At 55.8% G+C, this 22,023-nt stretch carries 24 protein-coding genes; all 24 read left to right on the forward strand.

Going from position 1 to position 22,023, the window contains the following annotated elements; genetic code table 11:
- A partial coding sequence (locus tag B9Y55_RS13305; protein WP_159448329.1) for a hypothetical protein occupies positions 1-469 on the forward strand: 469 nt, incomplete at its 5' end.
- Positions 470-831: 362 nt separating this feature from the next.
- The gene (locus B9Y55_RS10705) at positions 832-2,706 is read left to right on the forward strand and encodes a hypothetical protein (RefSeq protein WP_085545351.1); all 1,875 of its coding nucleotides are present in this window, start codon (positions 832-834) and stop codon (positions 2,704-2,706) included.
- Between the two features lie 55 nt (positions 2,707-2,761).
- The gene (locus tag B9Y55_RS10710; RefSeq protein WP_085545352.1) at positions 2,762-3,439 is read left to right on the forward strand and encodes a vWA domain-containing protein; all 678 of its coding nucleotides are present in this window, start codon (positions 2,762-2,764) and stop codon (positions 3,437-3,439) included.
- The gene (locus B9Y55_RS10715; RefSeq protein WP_085545353.1) at positions 3,424-4,422 is read left to right on the forward strand and encodes a PP2C family serine/threonine-protein phosphatase; all 999 of its coding nucleotides are present in this window, start codon (positions 3,424-3,426) and stop codon (positions 4,420-4,422) included. The genes B9Y55_RS10710 and B9Y55_RS10715 overlap by 16 nt, the downstream gene beginning before the upstream one ends.
- Complete coding sequence (locus B9Y55_RS10720) at positions 4,398-4,820, forward strand: hypothetical protein (protein WP_200806670.1); 423 nt, start codon at positions 4,398-4,400, stop codon at positions 4,818-4,820. The genes B9Y55_RS10715 and B9Y55_RS10720 overlap by 25 nt, the downstream gene beginning before the upstream one ends.
- Positions 4,821-4,856: 36 nt before the next feature.
- Positions 4,857-6,146: a type III-B CRISPR module RAMP protein Cmr1 gene (cmr1, locus tag B9Y55_RS10725; RefSeq protein WP_085545354.1), complete on the forward strand. Its 1,290-nt coding sequence runs from the start codon at positions 4,857-4,859 to the stop codon at positions 6,144-6,146.
- Entirely contained in the window at positions 6,143-7,846 is a 1,704-nt protein-coding gene (gene cas10 / locus B9Y55_RS10730; protein ID WP_085545355.1) for a type III-B CRISPR-associated protein Cas10/Cmr2, read from the forward strand. The genes cmr1 and cas10 overlap by 4 nt, the downstream gene beginning before the upstream one ends.
- Positions 7,846-8,967, forward strand: coding sequence for a type III-B CRISPR module-associated protein Cmr3 (cmr3, locus tag B9Y55_RS10735; protein ID WP_234986220.1), 1,122 nt, complete (start codon positions 7,846-7,848; stop codon positions 8,965-8,967). Before cas10 ends, cmr3 begins: the two co-directional genes overlap by 1 nt.
- A gap of 19 nt (positions 8,968-8,986) precedes the next feature.
- Positions 8,987-9,871, forward strand: a complete 885-nt coding sequence (cmr4, locus tag B9Y55_RS10740) for a type III-B CRISPR module RAMP protein Cmr4 (RefSeq protein WP_143340918.1) — start codon at positions 8,987-8,989, stop codon at positions 9,869-9,871.
- A 9-nt stretch (positions 9,872-9,880) separates the two neighbouring features.
- The gene (gene cmr5 / locus B9Y55_RS10745) at positions 9,881-10,249 is read left to right on the forward strand and encodes a type III-B CRISPR module-associated protein Cmr5 (RefSeq protein WP_085545357.1); all 369 of its coding nucleotides are present in this window, start codon (positions 9,881-9,883) and stop codon (positions 10,247-10,249) included.
- A gap of 4 nt (positions 10,250-10,253) precedes the next feature.
- Positions 10,254-11,315: a type III-B CRISPR module RAMP protein Cmr6 gene (cmr6, locus tag B9Y55_RS10750; protein WP_085545358.1), complete on the forward strand. Its 1,062-nt coding sequence runs from the start codon at positions 10,254-10,256 to the stop codon at positions 11,313-11,315.
- Positions 11,316-11,413: 98 nt separating this feature from the next.
- Positions 11,414-11,665: a type II toxin-antitoxin system Phd/YefM family antitoxin gene (locus tag B9Y55_RS10755; protein ID WP_085545359.1), complete on the forward strand. Its 252-nt coding sequence runs from the start codon at positions 11,414-11,416 to the stop codon at positions 11,663-11,665.
- Positions 11,662-11,937, forward strand: a complete 276-nt coding sequence (locus B9Y55_RS10760; protein ID WP_085545360.1) for a type II toxin-antitoxin system RelE family toxin — start codon at positions 11,662-11,664, stop codon at positions 11,935-11,937. The genes B9Y55_RS10755 and B9Y55_RS10760 overlap by 4 nt, the downstream gene beginning before the upstream one ends.
- A gap of 134 nt (positions 11,938-12,071) precedes the next feature.
- The gene (locus B9Y55_RS10765) at positions 12,072-12,401 is read left to right on the forward strand and encodes a hypothetical protein (protein ID WP_085545361.1); all 330 of its coding nucleotides are present in this window, start codon (positions 12,072-12,074) and stop codon (positions 12,399-12,401) included.
- Between the two features lie 27 nt (positions 12,402-12,428).
- On the forward strand, positions 12,429-12,932 hold the full coding sequence (locus B9Y55_RS10770; protein WP_085545362.1) for a hypothetical protein: 504 nt from the start codon (positions 12,429-12,431) through the stop codon (positions 12,930-12,932).
- 107 nt (positions 12,933-13,039) lie between these two features.
- A complete protein-coding gene (locus B9Y55_RS10775) occupies positions 13,040-13,642 on the forward strand; it encodes a Synerg-CTERM sorting domain-containing protein (protein ID WP_085545363.1) in 603 nt (200 codons plus the stop codon).
- A gap of 99 nt (positions 13,643-13,741) precedes the next feature.
- Positions 13,742-14,500: a CRISPR-associated endoribonuclease Cas6 gene (gene cas6, locus B9Y55_RS10780; protein WP_085545364.1), complete on the forward strand. Its 759-nt coding sequence runs from the start codon at positions 13,742-13,744 to the stop codon at positions 14,498-14,500.
- A 48-nt stretch (positions 14,501-14,548) separates the two neighbouring features.
- Positions 14,549-16,210, forward strand: a complete 1,662-nt coding sequence (locus B9Y55_RS10785) for a hypothetical protein (RefSeq protein WP_143340919.1) — start codon at positions 14,549-14,551, stop codon at positions 16,208-16,210.
- A 2-nt stretch (positions 16,211-16,212) separates the two neighbouring features.
- Positions 16,213-17,088 (forward strand): type I-B CRISPR-associated protein Cas7/Cst2/DevR, encoded by an 876-nt coding sequence (gene cas7i, locus B9Y55_RS10790; RefSeq protein ID WP_085545366.1) that lies wholly within the window; start codon positions 16,213-16,215, stop codon positions 17,086-17,088.
- A 4-nt stretch (positions 17,089-17,092) separates the two neighbouring features.
- Positions 17,093-17,809, forward strand: a complete 717-nt coding sequence (cas5, locus tag B9Y55_RS10795) for a CRISPR-associated protein Cas5 (protein ID WP_085545367.1) — start codon at positions 17,093-17,095, stop codon at positions 17,807-17,809.
- On the forward strand, positions 17,806-20,016 hold the full coding sequence (locus B9Y55_RS10800) for a CRISPR-associated helicase/endonuclease Cas3 (RefSeq protein WP_085545368.1): 2,211 nt from the start codon (positions 17,806-17,808) through the stop codon (positions 20,014-20,016). Before cas5 ends, B9Y55_RS10800 begins: the two co-directional genes overlap by 4 nt.
- A 20-nt stretch (positions 20,017-20,036) precedes the next feature.
- The gene (cas4, locus tag B9Y55_RS10805; protein WP_234986219.1) at positions 20,037-20,543 is read left to right on the forward strand and encodes a CRISPR-associated protein Cas4; all 507 of its coding nucleotides are present in this window, start codon (positions 20,037-20,039) and stop codon (positions 20,541-20,543) included.
- Between the two features lie 16 nt (positions 20,544-20,559).
- On the forward strand, positions 20,560-21,558 hold the full coding sequence (cas1b, locus tag B9Y55_RS10810) for a type I-B CRISPR-associated endonuclease Cas1b (RefSeq protein ID WP_085545369.1): 999 nt from the start codon (positions 20,560-20,562) through the stop codon (positions 21,556-21,558).
- 6 nt (positions 21,559-21,564) lie between these two features.
- Positions 21,565-21,828, forward strand: coding sequence for a CRISPR-associated endonuclease Cas2 (gene cas2, locus B9Y55_RS10815; RefSeq protein ID WP_085545370.1), 264 nt, complete (start codon positions 21,565-21,567; stop codon positions 21,826-21,828).
- The last annotated feature ends 195 nt before the right edge of the window (positions 21,829-22,023 follow it).

The following is a 22,023-nucleotide window of genomic DNA, read 5'->3' on the forward strand; positions in this document are numbered from 1 at the left end:
CGCCGAGCTGGAGGTCAGGGTCTCGGACCTGACGTCCTCTCTAGAGATAACCCAGCAGCAGCTCGAGTCTTTGGAGGAGGAGCTTAAGTCGGTGAGAGAGGAGGCCGCCCAGGACGCATCGGTGGACTTCTTCAGGGAGCTCAACGCCCCTACATGGGGAGGTTTGCTGGACCAGCTCTACGCCTCTGAGGGCAGAATAGCCAAGCTGAGGTCCGAGGGAGCGATACCTCAGGAGCTCGAGTCCACCGCCACGACGGTCAGGATGGTCGTTCGGTTCCTCAAGAAATCGGGGCTTAAGGAGATCGTCCCAGTAGGGACCAAACTTACTCTCTCCCTGAACGACATTGACGGCTATATCTACGAGGGGTCCCAGTTCGGCGACGGAGAGGCCAAGGACGTTCTGGTTCAGTCCCCTGGCTGGTCCTACAGAGGCGAGGTGGTCTCCAGGCCTTTGGTTAAAGAGGCTTAGGAGCTCAAGGGAGGTGGCGAACTTCGCCATCTCCCCTTTTTTGAGGAACTATGTCTCTGTAAAGATAAATATATAGCGTAGGGCAGATAAATACTAGGGAACCTCTAAAAACGCTGATCCTCGGAGAGACCGTTCCGACGTAGCCCATTTGAGCCCGTATACTCGACATGCCGTTGTGTAGTCGAATGGGACGACAGGACGTCGTCCCAAGCCGAGGGGGCACAGGACGTGCCCTCCGAGGCGGTTCGTACGGAACAGGCAGGTCGAGTATACGATTGGGCGAAACAGGGCGCAGGCGGGACGGTCTCTCCGAGGGGACTCAAAGGTGAGTTTTTAGAGATGCCTACTAAGGAGGAATAGCGATGTTCGATATAGATCCATACATGGCCCCAGGAGGGCGGATATTCGTGGATACCTGTAGCCTGATGCACCGGAGGGCCCCTAGGTTCTTTTTGGATAACCTGGCCCCCAGGCTCAAAGAGACCGGGGCGAAGGTCATAGTCCCTATGGGGGTGGTGAAGGAGCTCAGGAAGTTCAACCAGGAGGACTCCCGCAGAGGGAAGCTGGCGAGGGACGGCTATAGGGTGCTCTGCGAGTATCAGAGACAGGGCCTTCTTGAGCTAAGAGGGGAGGAGGGCGACCGATTCCCGGACCAGCTTTTTCTATCCCTGTTCGTCAGATTTATGACCCACTACGACCTTTGCCTGATAACCCAGGACAGAAAGCTGGCCAAGGACCTCTCGGCGCTGGAGTTCGTGGCGTCGGTGGAGGGCAAAAGGTCTATGGGGCTCTTCGGCATATCCAGCGACGGCGAGAGGCTCATATCCCACGGCAACAGAGGGTTTTACGGACAGGTTCAGGTACAACAGGAGGACAGGCCATTCGCTATAGGGACAGCTCCGGTTATCTTCGCCCCTATCGGGGAGATGGTGGAATCTTTCCAGTCGGGAGACGTGGTCTATTCCGGCGGATTGCCCCTGACCCTGACCGAGCTTCTGGGCCAAGGGGGAGAGGGGGCCTGCTGGCTCACCGACTCGGATCAGGTCTGCAAGATATACCGGCCCGACAGGCTCTCCCCTGCCCTTGAGGACAAGCTGGCCCTCATGGTCGAGGCTGGTTGTTCTACATCGGGGGTCTGCTGGCCCAGAGAGCTCGTTCGAGACGGTAAGGGAAGGTTTATAGGCTACCTCATGGACAGGGCCCAGGGCAGATCGCTCCAGAGCGTCCTGTCGGTCAGGGCAAACATGGAGAGGTTATTCCCCCACTGGACCAGGAAAAACCTTGTGTCTTTGGCAATAGAGGTGGTGGAGAGAATAGGGGCCATGCACCGTCGAAACGTCCTTCTAGGGGACATAAACACCCAGAACATACTGCTATCAGAGGATGAGAAGCTGTGGTTCGTCGACGTGGACAGCTATCAGGTGGAGAACTATCCCTGTCCTGTGGGCACCGTCACCTTCACCGCCCCGGAGATACAGGGCAGGGACTTCAAGTCTTTCCTCCGCACCGAGGAGCAGGAGCAGTTCGCCCTGGCGACCCTTATCTTCATGATACTCCTTCCCGGCAAGCCACCCTATTCCCACCAGGGAGGGGGCAATCCCGGTGAGAACATAAAGCTGGGCAACTTCCCCTACGCCGTCGGGGAGAAACGAGGGGAGAACGTCCCAAGGGGGCCGTGGAGGAACATCTTCAGCAACCTCCCTCGGGCCATAAAAGACGGCTTTGAGGCGGTTTTCAACCGGGGAGACCGGATTCCCGCCTACCGCTGGCTGGAGCTTCTGAAGGAGTACAGGGAGAACCTGGATAGAGGTTACGTCTCCGACGAGATATTCCCAAAGGGCCTCAAGCTGGTGGATCCTGTTGAGAGGATCTGTCCCGGCTGTGGCGAAAGGTTCCAGATCAGCTCCTCCGTCGCCGATAGTCTGGAGGAAAAGGGAAAGGACTGTTACTGCGACGAATGCCGTAAGGACGTTTTGGTGGAGTGCGACCGCTGCAAGGAGCGGTTCCCTATGCCCCAGTTTTTGGTGGAGAACCTGACCAGCCGCCGGAGGCCGATCTACTGCGACGCCTGTCGGGAGCCTGTGACCCTCAGATGCGTCTCCTGCGGCCATACCTACGAAACCCCTAAGTTTAAAGCCGACGAGGTCCAAAAGGGCTTCATCCCCGCCGCCTGTCCCGACTGTAGGGAGGTCTCCCGCTCCTTCGTGGAGGCCAGCGGTTACGGAAGACGTCTCTAGAAAAGTAAATTCAAGGGGGCGAAAGCCCCCACAAAAAACTAAGGAGGAATAACCAATGGCAAGTCTCGACATGATACTGGATAACAACGAAATGGTGGAGAACCCTACCCCTCGAGTTCCGGTCTCTTTGGTGCTGGACGTAAGCGGCTCTATGATAGGCGCCCCTATAGACGAGCTCAACCGGGGAGTGGAGCAGTTTTTTAGGTCTCTCATGGACGACGATGTGGCGAGATACGCCGCGGAGGTCAACGTAATATCCTTCGGAAGCGACGTCTCTCAGGACGTGGAGTTCGGCCCGCTTGAGAAATGTGTGGTGCCGAAGCTTCAGGCCATAGGCAAGACCTGTATGGGAAAGGCGGTCTCTTTGGCCCTCGAGACCATGGAGCGGAGAAAGGACATATACAAGAACCTCGGAGTGGACTACTACCAGCCCTGGATGGTCCTCATGACCGACGGCAAGCCCACGGACGACTGGGAGATGGCGGCCCTTAAAACCAGCTCGCTGGTGGAAAAGGGAAAGCTCACAGTGTTCCCCATAGCCATAGGGGACAACGCCTGCACCGATACCCTGGCCAACTTCTCACCGACCCGTTCTCCATTGAAACTCAAAGAACTCAATTTCAGCCAGTTCTTCCGGTGGCTCAGCTCCAGCGTCTCTCGGGTTTCCCAGTCCATTCCCGGCGAAAAGGTCGAGCTGGACGTGAAGGGTATCGAGGGATGGAGTCGGCTTTAGAGGGAATTGCCCCGATCACCATGAGGTTCTGGACCGGGGCACAGGCTAAGTGTCGAGGGAGGGACCACTTTAAGACCGGCGCTCCATGTCAGGACAGGACCTATCTATTAAAGCGAAAAGGGGTCACCTCAATAGCCCTGGCGGACGGAGCGGGTTCGAGGTCCCTTTCCCATATAGGGGCGGAGCTGGCGGTGGAGTCGGTCGCCGCCGCCATGGCGTTGAACTTCGACGGCCTTTCAAAAGGCAAAAGAGGGGCTATGGCCCGGGAGCTGTACCGGACGGTCCTGGAAAAATTGGAGGCCAGGGCAAAGGAGGATGGTCGTTCCCCAGGGGATCTGGCCTGCACCCTCCTGGCCGTGGCGGTCCGTGGCGACAGATATCTGGCCTGTCATATAGGCGATGGGGCCATAGTCCAGGTCACAAAAAAAGGCCCTAAGGTGCTCAGCCACCCAGAGGGAGGGGAGTTCGCAAACCAGACATTTTTCCTCACCGGTGCAGATGGGGAGGCCCACTTCCGGCTGTACAGGGGAAAACTGTCCCCCTCCGCAGCTGGCTTCGTCCTCATGTCCGACGGATCGGCCCAGTCCCTCTATCGCAGAGCGGACCGGTCCGCCGCCTCGGGCTGTGCCGCCATGGTGGAGTGGTGCTCCATGGCATCCGGTCGGGAGGTCTCCAGGGCTTTAGAGGAAAACCTGAAAAGATCGCTCTCTATGAGGACCGGAGACGACTGTAGCCTGGCGGTTTTAGGCAAGACGGAGCTGTCTTTAGAGGGTTTGAACAGTCTGGACCAGCCCAGGAGGATGGAGTTGCTAGGGACCACCTCAAAAAGCTACGATAGAATCCACCGGGCCTTCGTGGAGGATCTTGAGGTTCACGGCGGTATCCAGAGCGTCAGGGAAAGGGCCATCAGGCTAGAGGTCTCCACCTCGACGGTCCAAAGGCACAGAGAGAGGTTCTTATGGGAGGGATTGTCCTGTATATAGTCAACTTGACCCAGCATTCCATAACCGACGAGCAGAAACTGGACGGAGTCAGGGAGGTTTCGGTGAGGCAAGAGGTGACCAAGCTGTTGACCTTCGATGACCTTCCCTCTATGGAGGAGGTAGAGGCCCGGGCTAGGGATCTGGCCTCGGTAGCCAAAAGGGAAGGGGCCACCGCAGCCATGATCGGAGGGGCCCCCTACCTTATGGCCTACCTAGAGCGAGCCCTCGTCGAGAGGGGCATAGAGCCTATCTACTCCTACACAAAAAGGGACTGCACCGAGGAGCGACTTCCCGACGGTTCGGTCAGAAAAATGATGATCTTTCGCCACCAGGGCTTCGTCAGGCCCTTTCCGTCGGAAGTAAACAGCGAGCTTGGAGAAAAACTAAAACTGGTGTAGATTAAAGAGGTTGAGGTTAAAGAAAGGAGTGATCCTATGCGTTCTATAGGCAAAACCCCTCCGGCAAGACCAAAGGAGGGCCTGACGCCGGGCTTCTCCGATACCTACTCCATATCCGTTGTAACCCCTCTCTTCGGAGGAGGGGTCAAGGCGGGAGAGGTTGACAGAGAACACCCTGTCCGGGGAACGGCGATCCGAGGACACCTTCGTTTTTGGTGGAGGGCCACCTGCGGCAGAAAGTTCAGCTCCTCCCAGGAGCTTTACCACAGGGAGTCCCAGATATGGGGGGACACGGAAAAAGCCAGCCCGGTGAGGATATGGGTATCAGACCAAAGGTTAGGCAGTATCTTTTCCTGTGCTTCCTTCCCTCAAGGCAAAAACTTCCCGAAATTCAACGAAGATTTCCCCGGCTATATATGTTTCCCCTTCCAAGGTAGCCGTCAGAGGGGCAAGGAGAAGGATCCCTCTAAAGCTGCCCTAGGAACCAGCTTTTCTCTGGGAATTAACTGCCCTGCTGAGTTTAAAGAGGATCTGGAGGTTGCCCTCAGAGCATGGGTATGTTTTGGGGCTTTAGGCGCCAGGACCCGTAGGGGGGCGGGCTCGCTTTTCTGTGAGAAACTCTCTCCCAACAAGGACGACGACTTGAACGATTGGATGAAAGATCATTTCGGGGATTATTTGGGCACCGTCTCGGCAGACTCTGACTACCCAACTTTGGCTAGGGGCCTGCTTTTGGGAAAGGGGTCGAAAGAAGCCATTTCCGTTTGGAAGGAGCTTTCCAGTTTATACGGCAACTTTCGTCAGGGGGAAAACTTGGGACGTAATAAAGGGGAAGGGAATCGTCCAGGGCGATCTCGCTGGCCCGAGGCCGACTCTATCCGCCGGTTGCTCAGGACCTACTCTCCCGAGCACGTCCCGGACAGCTCTAAACCGGAGGAGAGCTTCCCCAGGGCCGCCTTTGGACTTCCTATCATCACCCATTTTAAAGACGAAAGGACCGGAGATCCGGGAGATACCCAGCTGTACCCCAAGATCGGGAGGGACAAGAAAGATCGAATGGCCAGTCCTCTTATCATAAAGCCTCTGGCTATATCGGAGGATAGGGCGGTTCCCATGATCGTGGTCTTGAACGCCCCTCTGCCCGATAGAATCGTGCTGGAGAAGGGCCGTGATGTCTGGGAAGGCGGAATGGATTCGGTGGTGGATTCTAGAGCCGCCTCCTATCCCAATTCCCCTATGGCTGGAAGATCTAAAGCTGGCGATGCGTTGGAGGCCTTCATGGCCTATGCCGTCAAAAATCACGATTTTCAGGAGGTGTCCCGATGAGTGCCCACCTGATCAACATATCCATCGGTCCCGTCCAGCCCTTTATCGCCGCCGCCAGGAGGACCAGGGACCTGTGGTTCGGCTCCCGGCTCCTGTCGGAGATATGCATGGAGACCGCTCGGTCGGTCAAAGACAGCGGTGGCGAGCTCATCTTTCCTCAGGAGGACTCCCTGAACGTCTCCGACGGCGTAGACCCTAACGTTGCCAACGTCATACTGGCGGAGCTTCCCGATGGGGATCCAGCGAAAGTGGTCAGTCAGGCCAGGGAAAAGGCCCTGTCGGTCCTGAAGGACTACGGAGACCAGGTCCTTGGAGAGTACGGAGAGCTGGTCAACAGAGACCTTTGGGACGACCAGATAGAACAGGCCCTGGAGTTCTTCGCCGTCTGGGTCCCCTACGGATCGGAGGACTACCTCGTCGCCAGGGACAAAGTTGGCCGCCTCATGGGGGCCAGGAAAAACTGTCGAGACTTCGTCCAGCTTGCCGATCCAGAGAGCCGTCAGATCGAAAAGTCCTCTTTAGACGGCAGAAGCGAGTCGGTTCTCAAGGATAGGGAGAGTGTGGAGGAGCTTCTGGAGAGGAACCCTATGTGGAAGCTCAGGCTCCGGCTCAAGTCCACCGAGGCCCTGGACGCTTTGGGCCTCATCAAACGAGGGGGCAATCCATCGGTGATGAGGGCTAAGGACGAGTTCCCGTCGGTGGAGCATTTCGCCGCCAAGCCCTGGATGGACCGGGTCGAAAAGGAGGCTCCCGAGGAGTTCCGCCGCTTGAAGAAAGCCCAAGGAGAGGCTGGAGGCATCAGCCTGAGCGACGTGGTATTCCCCTTCCGAATTGCCCAGGTCCAGGAGGAGACCGGCCGAGACCTGAACGCCGTTAAAATGGCCCTGAACGGCCTGGTCAAAAGAATCGGCGAGCCGGACCCCTATCTGGCGGTGCTGAAGGCCGACGGAGACAAAATGGGAGCGGCCATATCGTCCATCAAAACCCCCGAGGGACATAGGACCTTTTCCTCCGAGCTGGCGTCCTTCGCCACGAAGGCCCACGGTATCGTGGGGAAACACGGAGGCAAGTGCATCTACGCCGGAGGGGACGACGTTCTCGCCTTTTTGCCCCTGAACAGCTGTCTCGAGTGTGCCAGAGAGCTTGCGGACGCTTTCAATGGAAGCTTCGTTAAGAGCGTCGTATCGGACACCCCGACCCTGTCGGTTGGCATCGCAGTGGGCCACTTTTTAGAGCCTCTGGAGGACCTGCTCAAGTTCGCCGACGAGGCGGAGGCAAAGGCCAAAGGCACCGACAGAAACGGCCTGGCGGTGGTCGTCCGGTCGAGAGGAAACGCCCCTATCGGATTCAGGAAGAGGTGGGATTCCACCGTAGCCGACCTGACCGTGGATAAGCGGCTTCGGCTCTGGGCCAGGCTCTTCGACGAGGAGGTCATCTCCTCTCGGTTCCCCTACGAGCTTCGGTCCATGGAGGGCTTCTACGGCAACTGGAAGGACCAGTCCTCCATAAAAGAGGCTATACCGGCGGACGTCTTCAGCGTTTTAGGCAAAAAGCGGTCCGTCGGAGGAGACTCTAAGGAGGTCGCCGATGAGCTAAAGGCCATCGTCGAGACTATTACCTCGGTGGAAAACCTTAAAGAGCTGGTGTCAGAGCTTCTGGTCGCCAGACATCTGGGACCTGTTATGGAGGTGAAGTCGTGATGGTTACTTTCCGTATTACCCCTAAAGACCCGGTGATAGCAAGAGACGGCAGGCCCTTCGGCAACGGCAGTCGAATGCACTCGTTGGACTGGCCCAGGGCCTCAACCGTGGCAGGGTCTCTCAGGACCATGGTAGGCAAGAGGGCAGGGGATTCTTTCGACGAGGGGCTGGTATCGTCTTTGAAGGCGATGGAGGTCTACGGACCCCTTCCCCTGAGCTCCAAATGCGACGAGAGCTGGCTGTTCTTTCCCGCCCCTAAGGACGTTCTTATAAAAAAGGGCGATAAGGACGACCGGGAGGTGTTCGTCCTCCGTCCTGAAAAAGTGGAGGAGGGATGTGGAACCGACCTCGGTCTGGAGTTCCTACCTGCGATGGACCCTAAACCTAAAGAGGCCTTTAAGCCCTCGGCGGTCCCTCCTCTTTGGCGTTCCGACCTCATGGTCTCCTGGTTGCTTGGAAAATCCAGGGAGGTTCCGGCGGATGGCGATAGGGTCATGGATCTGCCCCACAAAGAGGATCGGGTCCACGTGGCCATAGATCCCTTAACCGGGGCCTCTTTGGAGGGAATGCTCTTTTCAACCACCGCCTTGGACCTCAGAAAGGAAGGTCTTTCGCTGTCTCTGAAGGTGGAGTCTAAGGACCTCTCCGACTCTCTTGTCGGGGGGCATCATCCTCTCGGCGGGGAGAGGCGGTTGGCCCGGTGGGATCGGTCGAAAGACGAGGACCTGTGGAGCTGTCCCGACGAAATTAGAGCTGCACTGAAGGGCCTCAGACCAGGGGACGGCGTCCGTCTGGTGCTTGGGACCTCGGCGGTCTTCGACGGTGGCTGGATGCCTGGATGGCTCAAGGACAAAGGGGAGGGCTTCGTCCCCGGCACGTCGGTAAAGGTCTCACTGGTGTCGGCATCCACCGGACGGTGGGAGGCCCTCTCGGGCTGGTCCTACGAGACCAAAAGGCCCAAGCCCCTCTACCGTATGGTCCCCGCAGGGAGCGTCTACTTCCTCAGGCTGTTGGAGGGATCGGCGGAGGAACTGGCCCAGACGTGGCTGAAGCCCATGAGCGATCGTGAGGTTCACCGCAACGACGGACTCGGACTGGTCCTGTGGGGCCTGTGGAAATAATAGAACAGGAGGAAATATCATGAACGATAGAATAACCAAAAGCTACTGGATCCACGGCCTGTCCCCCCTTCACGTAGGTTCCGGCAGAGGGGTGGGCCATATAGACCTGCCTATCGCCAGGGAAAAGGTCACAGGCTGGCCCTACATCCCCGGAAGCGCCGTAAAAGGTGTCTTGGCAGATCATCACCATGCCTCCGCAGGAAAGGGCAGGGAGGACTGTGCCAAGAAGAAAGCCGCCTTCGGCACCGCCGGAGACGACAGTTCCAACGCCGGAGCTCTGGTCTTCTCCGACGCCCGAATAGTCTGTCTGCCCGTTCAGAGCCTCTACGGAACCTTCGCCTGGTGTACGTCATCTATGGTCCTGAGGCAGCTTAGCCGGGACCTGACCGGGGTAGTGCCCGGCCTGGAGGATCTGAAAGTCCCCTCCCTCTCCGGCGAAAAGGCCCTTACCTCCAAAGAGACCGTCCTAGGCGACGATACCCTCTACCTCCAGGATCTGGACGTCCCCAGTGAGGGCTGCGACGACGTGGGCAAATGGGCGGAGTTCCTGGCGGGTCAGGTCTTCCCGGAGGACGAGGGGTGGCGTGGTGAGTTCGCCAGGCGGTTCGTCGTCCTGTCCGACGAGGTGTTCAACTACCTTTCGGAGATGGGAACCCAGGTCGACGCGAGGATCCGCATCAACCCCGAAAACGGCGTTGTCGCCACCGGTGGGCTGTGGTACGAGGAGGCACTACCTTCTGAGGCTATACTGGCCGGCATGGTGTGGTGCGACAAGGTGACAGTAAAGGGAGTCTCCGAGGACGAGCTGGTCAAGGGGTTCTGCTCCGGCAAGCTGGGCCTCCAGGTCGGAGGAAAGGCCACAGTGGGCAGAGGCAGGGTATCCCTGTCCTTTCAGGGAGAGTAGGTGACGACCATGACGGTTACCAGAGAACAGCGTTTCGCCCAGAGGGCCTTTAAGGCGGTCAGCGATAGGATCGAGGGATTTGGCGGATCCGATAGGGATAAAAAGCTGAAAGAGTATAAGAGCTTCGTTAGATCCTTCCCCGCCCTCATCCAAAGCTGTGGCCTCGCCCAGGCACTGGCCTTCGCCATATCGAAAAAACACGGCGACGTCGTGGAGGACCTGATGGCCACGCTGGATCACCAGGGCAATAGCGAGGACTTTCAGGAATCGGTAAGGAACTTCCAGCTCAGGGACTACATGAGAAAATCCCGGGAGGCCATGGACGCCGCTGGCTGGGTCAAGAGGTACGCCGACGGCCTTATCGAGGACAAGGGGTGATCCCATGAAAGCCATGAGGGAAGCCATCGCCGGACTTGACCGGTCGAGCATCTCCCACGGAGGGCTCTTTCTACAGCGTTATCTTCCGGAACAGAAAAACTCCGATCAGGGAGATCCTGCGGTGTGGGATGCCTACTTCGACCTGGCGTCGAACACTATAGGCAAAGGGGATCTCTACAAGGCCGCCTTCTCCCGCTGGGAGAGGTCCTGGGCCGGAAAGGGCACGACGGTCTCCATAAACAAGTTCAAGGTCAAAGACAGGCTGGTCTGTGGACTAGGAGGGGCCAGCCCCACCGAGACGGGGCTCACCCTGCATCACACCTACGGCACGCCGGTCATACCGGGAAGCTCCATCAAAGGGGTGGCAGCCCACTACTGCCACAAGATCTGGGGCGAGGCGGACGACTCCTTCAAAGAGGGAGGAGAGGCCCACTCGGTCATATTCGGGACCACCGACGACCAGGGTCATATAATCTTTCACGACGCCCTCATAGAGCCTCTGGGACGGAAGGTCTGTAGGGACATAATGACCCCCCATCATCAGGATTACTACGGAGATAAAGGTGTCTCCGCCCCGACGGACTTCGACTCCCCCGTCCCGGTGTCATTCCTGTCGGTCTCAGGCTCCTTTCAGGTGGTTATAGAGTGCGACGACCCCTCCGAAGAGGGCCAGGGCTGGCTGAAGTTGGCAACCGAGCTGGTTAAAGAGGCTCTGGGCAAGTGGGGTGTAGGAGGCAAAACCTCCAGCGGCTACGGACAGCTCAACTGGGAGGGAGAGCTCCTCCCCCCTGAGCCTCCGAAGGAAGATCCCTACGCCGAGGGCAAGAAGATAACGGTCCGCAGGATCCCCTCTACCAACAAGAAAAAAGCCGACAGGCTCGAGTTCTCCCTGGTGGAGGACGGAGAGGTAGTTCGCTTCGAGGACAAATCGGCGGCCTGCCTGGCGGCCAAGGAGTTTGAGGCGGCGATGAAGGAGACCGTTAAGATGGGGCAGGATATAACGGTGAAGATCGCCAAAAACGACCTAAAGGCCAAGCCCCCCAGACTGTTCGTCATGCCGGAATAGCCGAGTTATCTCCTCCCCATGGTGACAAACCGGATTCTGTGGCGTAAAATGTACAGTAAGTACTTTATGTACAAAACATCCAGGGGGAGGAGATTTCGATGGCTGGGAAAGTAACCACAGCGGAGGCTAGATCCAACTTTTCTGACCTGGTTAACCGGGTCAGCTACGGTGGAGAGCGGATACTGATAGATCGCAGAGGTAAATCCGTCGCTGCTATTGTACCTTTGGAGGATCTCGAGCTTCTTGAGAGGCTTGAGGATAAAGTGGATCTTGAGCTTGCCCTTAGGGCTTTAGCCGAAAACGACGGAACCACCTCCTGGGAGGACGCGGTTAAGGAGCTCGACCTTTGAGAGACAGAGGTTATCGGGTAGATATAAAAAACTCCGCTTTGAAGGCTTTAAAGAAGCTGGATAAAGCCACTCGGAAGAGGCTAAGCGAGGCTATTTTCTCCCTTTCTGACGAGCCTAGACCTCATGGAGTTCGTAAGCTGACAGGCAGCGATTTTCTCTATCGAATCAGGGTTGGGGAATATCGGATTATTTACCAGGTTCAAGACGACATCTTGGTCGTTCTGGTGGTTCGGTTAGTGTCCAGGTCGGATATCTATCGGAATCTGGACTGAGCCAGGAGAATGTTTTTCTAGCAAGCGGTCCCCTTCAAACGGGGGCCGCTTGTTTTATGTCTAAATATCTCTAGAAAGATAAATATATAGCAAGACCGGCTTCCTGATGCGGCAATACGGAAGGAGGAATTGCTATGAGCCGATGGTACGAGACAGCGATCCCACAGGAGAAAAGGAGCTTCTTCTGGGACGATCTAGGTTGGTTTTACCTGTTTATGGCCTTTCTGTTTCACTGCTGGACCTGCCTTATCGCCGCCACCATGGGAGATCTGTGGAGCACCGTTGTCACCGTTTTTGTTCCAGTCTTTTCCGATATTTACTGGATTTATAAGGTTCTCCTCTGGCTGGATAAAGGCTGTTTTACCGACCTGTGCAGGATGTCCCTGGCGATGTGGTCCATGCTCGTCGTGACGTCTTTGGTTGCCCTTGCATCTAATGTCTCTAGAAAGATAAATATAAAGTGATCGCGCTACCTGAAAGGAGGAACTATCGTGTTCGACAAATACGATTATATGAGGGAACGGTTCCCTAAATACATCGGCGATTCCTATGCCATTCATCTGGTGGCGCGCCTAAACTGGAACGACAGGTTTGACAGAAACTCCGTTACTCGGTCCCTTGAGGCATATTTTAAGGCTAAAAAGAGAGATTACTGGGAGAGATTGGAGTCATACTGCGAGAAAAACCGCATACCCTGGCATGAGGGAATGATTACCTTGAATATGATGCAGTCCTTCGACAAAGTTTTAACTAAATTCATGAAGTTTGAGGGCAGATTCGGGGATGTCCGTAGGATAAACGAGGTTTTCGCCTCCCCAGAAAGCCTGGCTAAGGCCCTTGGGACGACCTATGTCCCCCCTGAGCCGGTGGTGAAGGTTAAGGCCTCCCCCTCCGGCAATACCCCTGCTTCCTGTCCTTCTCAAACGTGTTCCCATGCTGGAAGGGGATTCCTGCCCAGTCAGGCGGGCTTTTGGGAGGACTGGGATTACGAATAGCTTGCTCAGGAGGTGAGACACATTGAACTGTGACAGATCGCCGCCGAAAGGGCCTCGAATGTAACCTTTGAGATCTAAGGACTATAAAAATTTAAGGAGTGATATCAGTGAAGAAATTGCTTGCGTTAGTCGTCCTCGTTATCTCCCTCTGTGCGGTCCAGGCCTCCTGGGCCTCCCAGCCCTATCTGGGCAGGGGAACCTGGAACTTCACCGGAACTGGCACCGGAACCGTGGCCGGATCTAGTGAGACGGTATCCGCCGTCATCAGCGGCGTCGCCAGGGTGGAATCCACCGGAGAGGCCGGGGATGAGTGGATCACCAGATTTATCGAGGAATCCACGTGGAAGTTGAGCAGCACCAACGGTTACACTCAGACCTACTCTCTCAGGGAAGATATTCCAATGAACTATCACAACACCGACAACACCTACACCTTCTCCGACGGCGGTCTGACCTGGCACTGCGTCATACTGGACGAGAACACCGCCACCATGACCTGTAAGGGAACCACCTACATCGAGGGCTATCGGGCGACGGTCAACATAACCTACAACGCTAAAAGGGATGGAGTGCCTGAGACTCCGACCCCGACACCGACTCCAGACGTGCCGGGATCATCCTCCGACAGCGGCGGCGGTGGCTGTACCGTTGGGGCCTTCTCCCCTCTTATGGCCCTTCTCCTCGTTCCTGTACTGTTGCTTCGTAGATAAAGTTAAAAGGCAGGGCTTTACGCTCTGTCTTGACTTTACCCTCAAAAAGGAAGATTATCTTTTTTAGGATGTTTCATTTATGAATTGGAGGTATCAGCTATGCGTTTGGATTTGCACCTAGTTCCCGTCAAAGGCAACACCGTTCGTCTCCCAAGGGCCAACCTGCACCTGGTTCAGGCCATGATCTACGGTCTTTTCGAGAAGTCCTTCGCCCAGGTCCTCCACGATGTGGGCTTCGAGAGGGATAACCGCCGCTTCAAGCTGTTTTCCTTCTCCTGGCCCAAGGGACAGGGCAGGCCCAGGATGGAGGACGGGGCCATCTCCTTTGAGGCCCCTCTTCAGGTGGTGGTAACCTCACCTCTAAACCGCATTCTGGAGCAGATATCGGGAGGGGCACTGTGCGGCGGGCCGCTCAGAATCGGGAACAACGAGCTCGAATGCGTTGAGGTAAAGGTGTTTCGCCCCGCCCCAAAGAACAACTCGGTAACCGTAAAGGCTCTCTCCCCTATAACCTGCTACACCACCGAGCCAGAGTCTGGCGACCGAAAGCCTTTCGTACATTATCACGGCCCGAAGGACCAGGAGTTCGCCGCCCAGATTGACGGCAACCTGAAGAAGAAGTTCTCCCTCATATACCCCGGCGAGGAGATACCTCAGGAGGTGGTGAAGGTCATACCTCTTGGGGAGCCGAGAAAACAGGCCGCCATGTTCAGGCCTAAAGACACCGTCCCTATCGTGGGATGGTGGGGAAAGTATCGGCTGGAGGGCCCGGACGTTCTGCTACAGCTGGCCCTGGACGCAGGCATAGGGGCAAAGAACTCCGGCGGCTGGGGATGCCTGGAGGCACCGGAGAGGTGAGCGGTTTTTTCGTGAGAAAGGAGCGATGAAATGCCCAATGAGAAGCTATTGAGATTCGGGAGGGCCGGTCACTTCTGGCAGGACTGTGGACTGCTGGGGCTTTGGTCCATGTTGAAGGATATCTGCCAGGGAGACGTAAAGCTCTCCCTGGACTCGGAAGGGCTTTCCCTTGAGGGAGAGCCTTCCCTAATGGAATCGGCTCTTATGGCCGCCTACGACAGGCTAGTGGCCCGATACTACGATGTCTCCACCCAGAAACAGCGGGACAACAAAGAGGGATACAACTTCTATCTGGACACCAAAACCGAGACCTTCGTTCCCTTCCCTAAAAAGAAGACCTACGGCATAGCCCAGATGGTCTACGACAACCCACCGTCGGCATCCGTAACCCAAGTCGGCTGGAAAAAAGGTAAAGCAGGGGATCTCCCCGATAGTCTGGCCCAACTTCAGCCTTCGCTGGACCGTTTTCTGGACCAGCAGGGTCTTAAGCCCACGGGTAAAAACCTTTTGCTGGACGGACCGAACGAGATTCGACCGAAAGCGGAGCTCTTTATGTCGGAGGAGGGGAAAAAGGGAAAGAACGTCTGTGCCCTGTGCGGAGGAAGGACCTCTAAGGCGGTGGACGTAAAATCCACCGTCTTTCCCCTGCTTGGAGGCAACAGCGCAGGGCTTTCTTTCAATCCCGAGGGGGGAAAGCCTGATAAAGCCTGCTGGAAGTGCGCCTTTACCGGTCTCTTTACCCCCGCTGTAGGCCTTTTCAGGTCCTCCGGCGGAATGCTGTTCGCCTACTTCCCCTTCAGCAGCTCCATGGAGGCCCTAAAGGAGTTTTTGCCCTCAATGAAGGCCATGAAGGACGAGGACCCTAACGGCTATTACAACTTCGACATAAGGCTTGGGGATTATTTCAGCAGGGAAAGCGAGATGACCCTGGCCTTTCTCCATCACCTCTACGTCACCCTTAAAAATCACCGAGGGGAGGACGATCCTCTTGAAATAGACGAGCTGCTGGACCTGGTTTCCTCCCAGGGGGATCTGGGCTTTTACGTACTCGCTGCGGACCCCCATACCCAGCCTAAGGGCATCAAATCCCTGTGGCCTTTTACCGACACTCGGTGGATATTCAGGCTCTTTGACTGCCTGGAAAAAGAGGGTAAAGACCTGAAAAAGGTCATGGCGCTCCTCGTCGACTGGGACGCCAAAAAGGACAAGACCCTGATAAGAGACCGGATATGCAGGGCGATGCTTAACGGAAGGTCGATCTTAGAGGCCACCGAAAGGCTCGTGTATCACCTGTTCGGAGGAAAGGACAGGGCCTACATAGCGCCCTTGGTGGATTTCGTGGTCTTTTACGAGAAAAACGGAAGGAGGACTGTTGGTATGAAAGACGAGTATCGTGAGGCGGCGGTTCGGTTGGGCAAGAGAATCGGTTCCATAGCTGGCTCCAACGACAGGGAAAAAGGTGAGAAGCGGGGCAGAAGCTGCCTCTACTCCCTCAGACGGAGCCGTTCTATGGTCACTTTTATGGAGCAGCTTAACCGGTTGCAGTTTAGGATGGCAGGGGGGCTGGTGATCCCGCCGGACATATACGGAGGGGCTCTCTCAGAGGCCAATTTCCAAGAGTTTAAGCAGTATTGCATGATCTGTGCCCTTAACAGCTATTTCGCCGCCCAGAGCTCCAAGCAGGGCAATAATACCCAGGAGGTGCTGTAACCATGAAGAACAACTGCCTTACCGTGACCTATCTCGTCAAGACCAGCCTCGCCAGCCTCAACGGAAGCGACAAAGAGGCGGACAACCTCTCCAGTATCAAGAAGTTCACCAGCGGCGACGCCGAATATCCCTACGGATCCTCCCAGTGGACCAGGAGGGGTCTCAGGGATCAGCTCGGAGCCATGGGCTGGCCTCTCTCCCAGGGACAGGCCGCCACTATCGACAAAGGGGCCGCCACCACCTTGCAGGATCCCGCCTCCTATATCGACGACGATCTCTTTGGCTTTATGGGAACCGTCAAGGGGCAGGCTGCGACCAAAAGGACCTCTCCCGTCAGGGTATCACCTCTGGTCGCCCTCTCTCCCTTCCGTGGAGACCTGGATTTCGGGACCAACTACATGTCCGTCAAAGACGGAGGAAATCCCAATATCTTCGAGACCGAGATCCACTCGGGTTTCTATCGTGGAACGGTCCTCATAGAGCTGGACAGGGTCGGTGCGGACGAGGGATTTAAGGCTCCCCTCTCCTCCGACGAAAGGGCAAAGAGGGTCAATGCCCTTCTCGATTCCCTCAGGGTTCTCTGGAGCTCGGGCAGACAGAGCCGTTATCTCGCTGACATCTCCCCTAAGTTCGTGGCTGGGGCCCTTATGAGCGCCAAAAACCCCCTCTTCCTCGAGTCCCTGCTGGTTCACTGCGACGACGTTCCCGAAGCTCCCCTCGCCGGTGCTTTGGAGGCCTGTGGCTCTTTGGTGACCGAGCACGTCTATGGAGCCAGGGACGGAGTCTTTGGGGCGGTCCCCGAGGGAACCTGTCCTATCGGCAAGGCCTTCGACATCATGAAGAACTGGGTGGACCGGGCTTACTCCGAGGGAGTGTAGGGCCATGGAGGCTCTACAGGTTTTGAGGCTGGGCCTTCGGGCCCAGTCCGCCTCCTTCAGGGTTCCTGAATGTCATGGTTTTCAGCCGACCCTGCCTCTGCCTCCCCTCACCGCCATGACGGGAATCGTCGGGGCCGCCTTGGGACTGGACTATCTTTCCGCTCAGGATTACGTCGTCCGAAAGGGCATCCGTTTCGGGGTTATAGGCACCTCCGACGGAAGGGCGAAAGACCTTTGGAAACATAGAAAGATAAAGGGCAAGGAGACCATAACCTCCGTTTTGATAAGAGAGCTTATGATAGGGCTCAAGACCGAGATATTCCTGGTCTCTAAGGACAGCGGTACCATCGAGGAGCTGAGAGGGGTTTTTAATTCCCCTAAATACGCCCTTTCCCTGGGGAGCAGCGACGATCTGGCCCTTTGGGATACTCCTGTGGCTATGAGGGACGTATCCTTGGTCCCGTTGAGGAGGCTAAAGAATACCCTTGTCAGGGGAAGTCTCGCCGGTCGCTGTCGCATGTCGATAGACCTTAAAAACGTCCCTCTGAACAGGCCGATCCATCCCCCTATGGTGTCTTTGCTCCCCACCAGCTACGAGGGAGTCAAAGGCGAAAGACGGGTCGTCGCAAAGGAGCCCTTTACCTTCGTGGACAACGAACTTGAGCTTGAACAGGATGTCATGGGAATAGTGTGGGAGAACAAGGGGGTTCCCCTGCTGTGATTTGGTACGCAAAGCCCGATCAGACTTACAGACAGCACCTAATGGCGACCTTCGATGGATGGCGTTCCATAATGGAGCGCCATCGTGGCCCTTTGGACAGGCTAGAGGGGCTTTACGGAATTCCCTCCCGGTCACTCATGGCGTGGTCCCTCCTGGCCCTGTCTTTGCACGACCTAGGCAAACTGTCCGAGCCCTTTCAGAGGCGAATGGAGGCGGTCAGGGCGGGAAGAAGATGTACCGACGAAAACTATCGTCACGAAATGCTATCCCTTCCCTGGGTTTTCAGGGCAGAGGCCGCAATCTGGAAGGACCTGAATTTGCCTAACTTCCCCCTGGCCTCTTTGGCGGTCCTGGGACATCATCTCCCGGTGGACTCGGAGCTCAGCCGCTTTGACAGGGAGAGGCGTTGGGCGGAGAACAGCTCCAAAGACGACCCCGAGATCTACCCCGATGGGGCTGACCATGGTCTGGACATAGCGAAAGAGATGTTCGACCGGATGGGGTATGTTTTTCCCGATTTTAGCCCTCCCCAAAAATGGGTTCCCTACGGTGAATCATACAGGCTTATGGGAAAACAGTTGCCTCTCCTGATGGAAAGGGGGCTAGGTGGGAATTGGGCGATGGCGAGAGATCTACTGGTGTTCATCAAAGGGAGCCTCTGCACCGCCGACTGGCTTGGTTCCGCCGGCAAGGTCTTGGCTCCGGCGGTCCGCTGCGACGAGAAGAGCCTTGGGGAAGTGGTTCGGGCCCGGTGCGAGAATCGAGGCACCGCTTTTACAGGCTTCCGTCCCTTTCAGGTGGAGATGGGCTCTATCGACGGTAATGGCCTGGTCGTCGCTCCTACCGGAAGCGGCAAAACCGAGGGCTCTTTGCTCTGGGCCCTCAACAAACTCGGGCAGGAGGATCGCAGGATACTCTATCTTTTGCCGACCAGAAACACCGCTACCGCCATGTGGAGGCGGCTGGGAGACATCTTTGGGGAGGATAACGTTGGGCTGGCTCACTCAACGGCTTTTCTCGACAGACAGGGAGAGGATGAGCCTGACGACGGCAAATCGAGGCTTGAATCCCTCCAGGACGGTGTATTTATAAAGCCCATAACAGTTGGCACCGTCGATCAGCTCTTATCCTGTTCCTTCTCCTGGGGAAGATGGCCCATGAAGGAGTTCTTCGCATCCAATGGGGCCATCATTTTGGACGAAATACACTGTTACGACGGCTGGACCATGGGCCTGATCTCCTCGGCTATAGACCGTTTCTCCCGCACAGGGGCTGAGTTTTTGGTCATGACCGCCACCATGCCCATGTCGGCCCAGAATTTTTTCTCCCGAAGGCTGGGGGCTCCTGTGTTGCGAGGTTTGGTCACCTCTCCCGATAGGTCTGTTTCCGTGAGAGATCTTCCCCTTGACGACCCATCGGTTCTGGACGATATCAGAAAATCGGTGTCTATGGGAAAAAAGACCATGGTTGTGGCAAACTCCATCGACCTGTGCCAGAGGATAACCAGGGAGCTTGGGGACCTATCCCCTCTCTGTCTACACAGCCGTTTTATCATGAAAGACAGGGTTGAGCTGGAGCGTAAGGTGGAAGGTGCGTCGTTGCTCATAGCGACACAGGTTGTAGAGGTTTCACTTGACTTGGATTACGACGTTCTCTTCACCGAATGTGCTCCCCCGGATTGCCTAATACAGCGTTTTGGAAGGATAAACAGGCGAGGACGGGAGGGTGTCGTCGGCGAAATAGTGGTCTTACGGTATTCCGACGTGGCCTGCAAGATCTACTCCGACGACGGCGGTGGCAGAATATTGGAACGGACCATAGAAGAGCTTCCTCTCGGTATCGATGGGCTTGTGGACAGGGTTTACGGCGAAATCTCCCCTGAAGATGTCCCCAGATACAGGGACGGCAAGCTGAAAGGGGATGAATCCGCTAAGGATCTTCTTGGGGTGTGGGACAGTGCCGGGCGAGAGAAGGACCAAAAGACTAGAATAAGCTCCTATCCTACCGTTACCGTTATACCTCAGTCCCTTTTCGACGTTATCGCCGAGATTCCCCTTCCTCAGTGGCGTCGTTACAGCCTCGACGTTCCGGTATGGTACGCCAAAGATCACTCCTCCGCCCACAGAGGGCAAATTCTCTGCGACATGACCTACGATCCTTTCTTAGGCGGGATCCTGGAGCCATCCATAGAATCCTGCTTCGCATAAAACATTAAGGAGGTGGTCCCGTGAACTCGGAGACCATGGAAATCGGAGGCACTCTGGTTCAGAGTGCCTCCGTCTGTTCTAGACAACTTTGGCTTGAATCTCGGAAAATATCTCAGGATCAGGGCAACGATCATCTCCTGATAGGGAGATTGATAGACGGAAACTCCTACAGTCGAGACAGAAAAAGCGTTCCCTTCGGGGCCAACAGGTTTGACGTTATGAGGACCGAGGGCACGACCTTGGTTATCGGCGAGATAAAGAAAAGCAGTAAGTCTATAGAGGCGGCTAGAATGCAGCTTTGTCACTATCTTTATGAGCTGTCTCTGTCCGGCGTGGACGCCAAGGGGGTGCTTATGGTTCCAGCTGAGAAGCGACGGGAGGAAGTTATCCTTTCGCAGGAGGCCATAAAAAACCTGTCGGATCTGTACGGCTATATAAGGGAAATCTGCGGAAAGGAAAACCCTCCGTCGCCACAGTGGTGTCGCTACTGCAATGGCTGTGCCTACGCTGAGTTTTGCTGGAGCTAGAAAAGAGGTGATTTAAGTGGGAAAGACTGTTTATATCTTCTCGTCCGGTGACCTTAAGAGAAAGGGAGACACCATTGTCCTTGAGACCGAAGAGGGCAGAAAGCACTTCCCCGTGGAGACGACGGACGAACTGCTGATTTTCGGTGAGGTCAACGTCAACAAGCGTTTTTTGGAATTCTGCACGGAAAAGCAGATGGGACTGCATTTTTTCAACCATCACGGATACTATCAAGGCAGCTATTATCCCAGGGAATACCTGAACTCCGGAGCGGTTATCCTCGCCCAGGCAAAGCACTTTGTCGATAACCACAAAAGGATGGATATAGCCAGGCGATTCGTCGAGGGGTCTATGGACAACATGAGGATAGTCCTCCATTATTATCGAAGGCGCGGAGTTGATAGAGTTATACCTGCCCTGTCCAGAATAGAGGAATATCGAAACGTAATGGTCGGTGCGGTTAACGTCTCGGAGCTAATGGGCCTTGAGGGGAACGGTCGAGAGGCATATTACAGTGCCTTCGATCACATCACCGGAGGGGGCTCCTTCGCCTTCGACGTCAGATCTCGTCGGCCTCCTCAGAACAGGATGAATGCCCTGATCAGCTTCCTAAACTCTATGTGTTACGTCACCGCCCTGTCTCAGATATACCGAACCCACCTGGACCCTCGGATAGGATTTTTACACGAGACCAACTTTCGCCGATTCAGCCTGAACTTGGATGTAGCGGAGATATTCAAGCCAATCCTGGTCGATAGGATTATATTCTCCCTGATAAACAAGAAGGTCATCCAGGCCAAGCACTTCGACGACGGCCCCTCCGGTGGGATCTACCTCCAGGAGTCAGGGCGGAAGATAGTGGTATCGGCCTGGGAGGAGCGGTTGCAACAGACCATCGACCATCCAAGGCTCAAGAGAAAGGTAAGCTATCGGGGGCTTATGAGGATGGAGGTCCACAAGCTGGAGAAGCACATACTAGGGGATCAAACCTATGAACCTCACGTCTCTGGGTGGTGAGCGCTGGTGTTTGTTATAATGATATACGACGTAGGAGAGAGACGAGTCGCTAAGATGTTGAAAACAGGGCGAAAGTACCTCAACTGGGTTCAAAACTCCGTCCTTGAGGGCGAGCTCTCCGAGGGACTTCTCGCGAAACTTAAGGCGGAGGTTAAGCAAAAAATAGACCATGAATCGGATAGCGTTATATTCTACACCTGGCGGAGTGAGAGATATACAGCTAGGGATGTTATTGGGATAGAGAAAAATGAACTAGCCCTTATTGTCTAAGGAGCTGAATGTCTCTGTCGACCTCCGATAAGGTAAAAACCCCGGGGGATCGACAGAGACATATTTTTTTGCCTCCTAGGCACTTGAATTCAGTGGTAGCATGGTGTAGAATAACCTCAGTCGTCGAATTTTTATCTGTTTTGCAGGGGTATTTAAGGGGCTCTCCCGAGATGATTAAACACCTAAACCCTTGCA

Source organism: Dethiosulfovibrio salsuginis, assembly GCF_900177735.1.
GTDB classification, from domain to species: domain Bacteria; phylum Synergistota; class Synergistia; order Synergistales; family Dethiosulfovibrionaceae; genus Dethiosulfovibrio; species Dethiosulfovibrio salsuginis.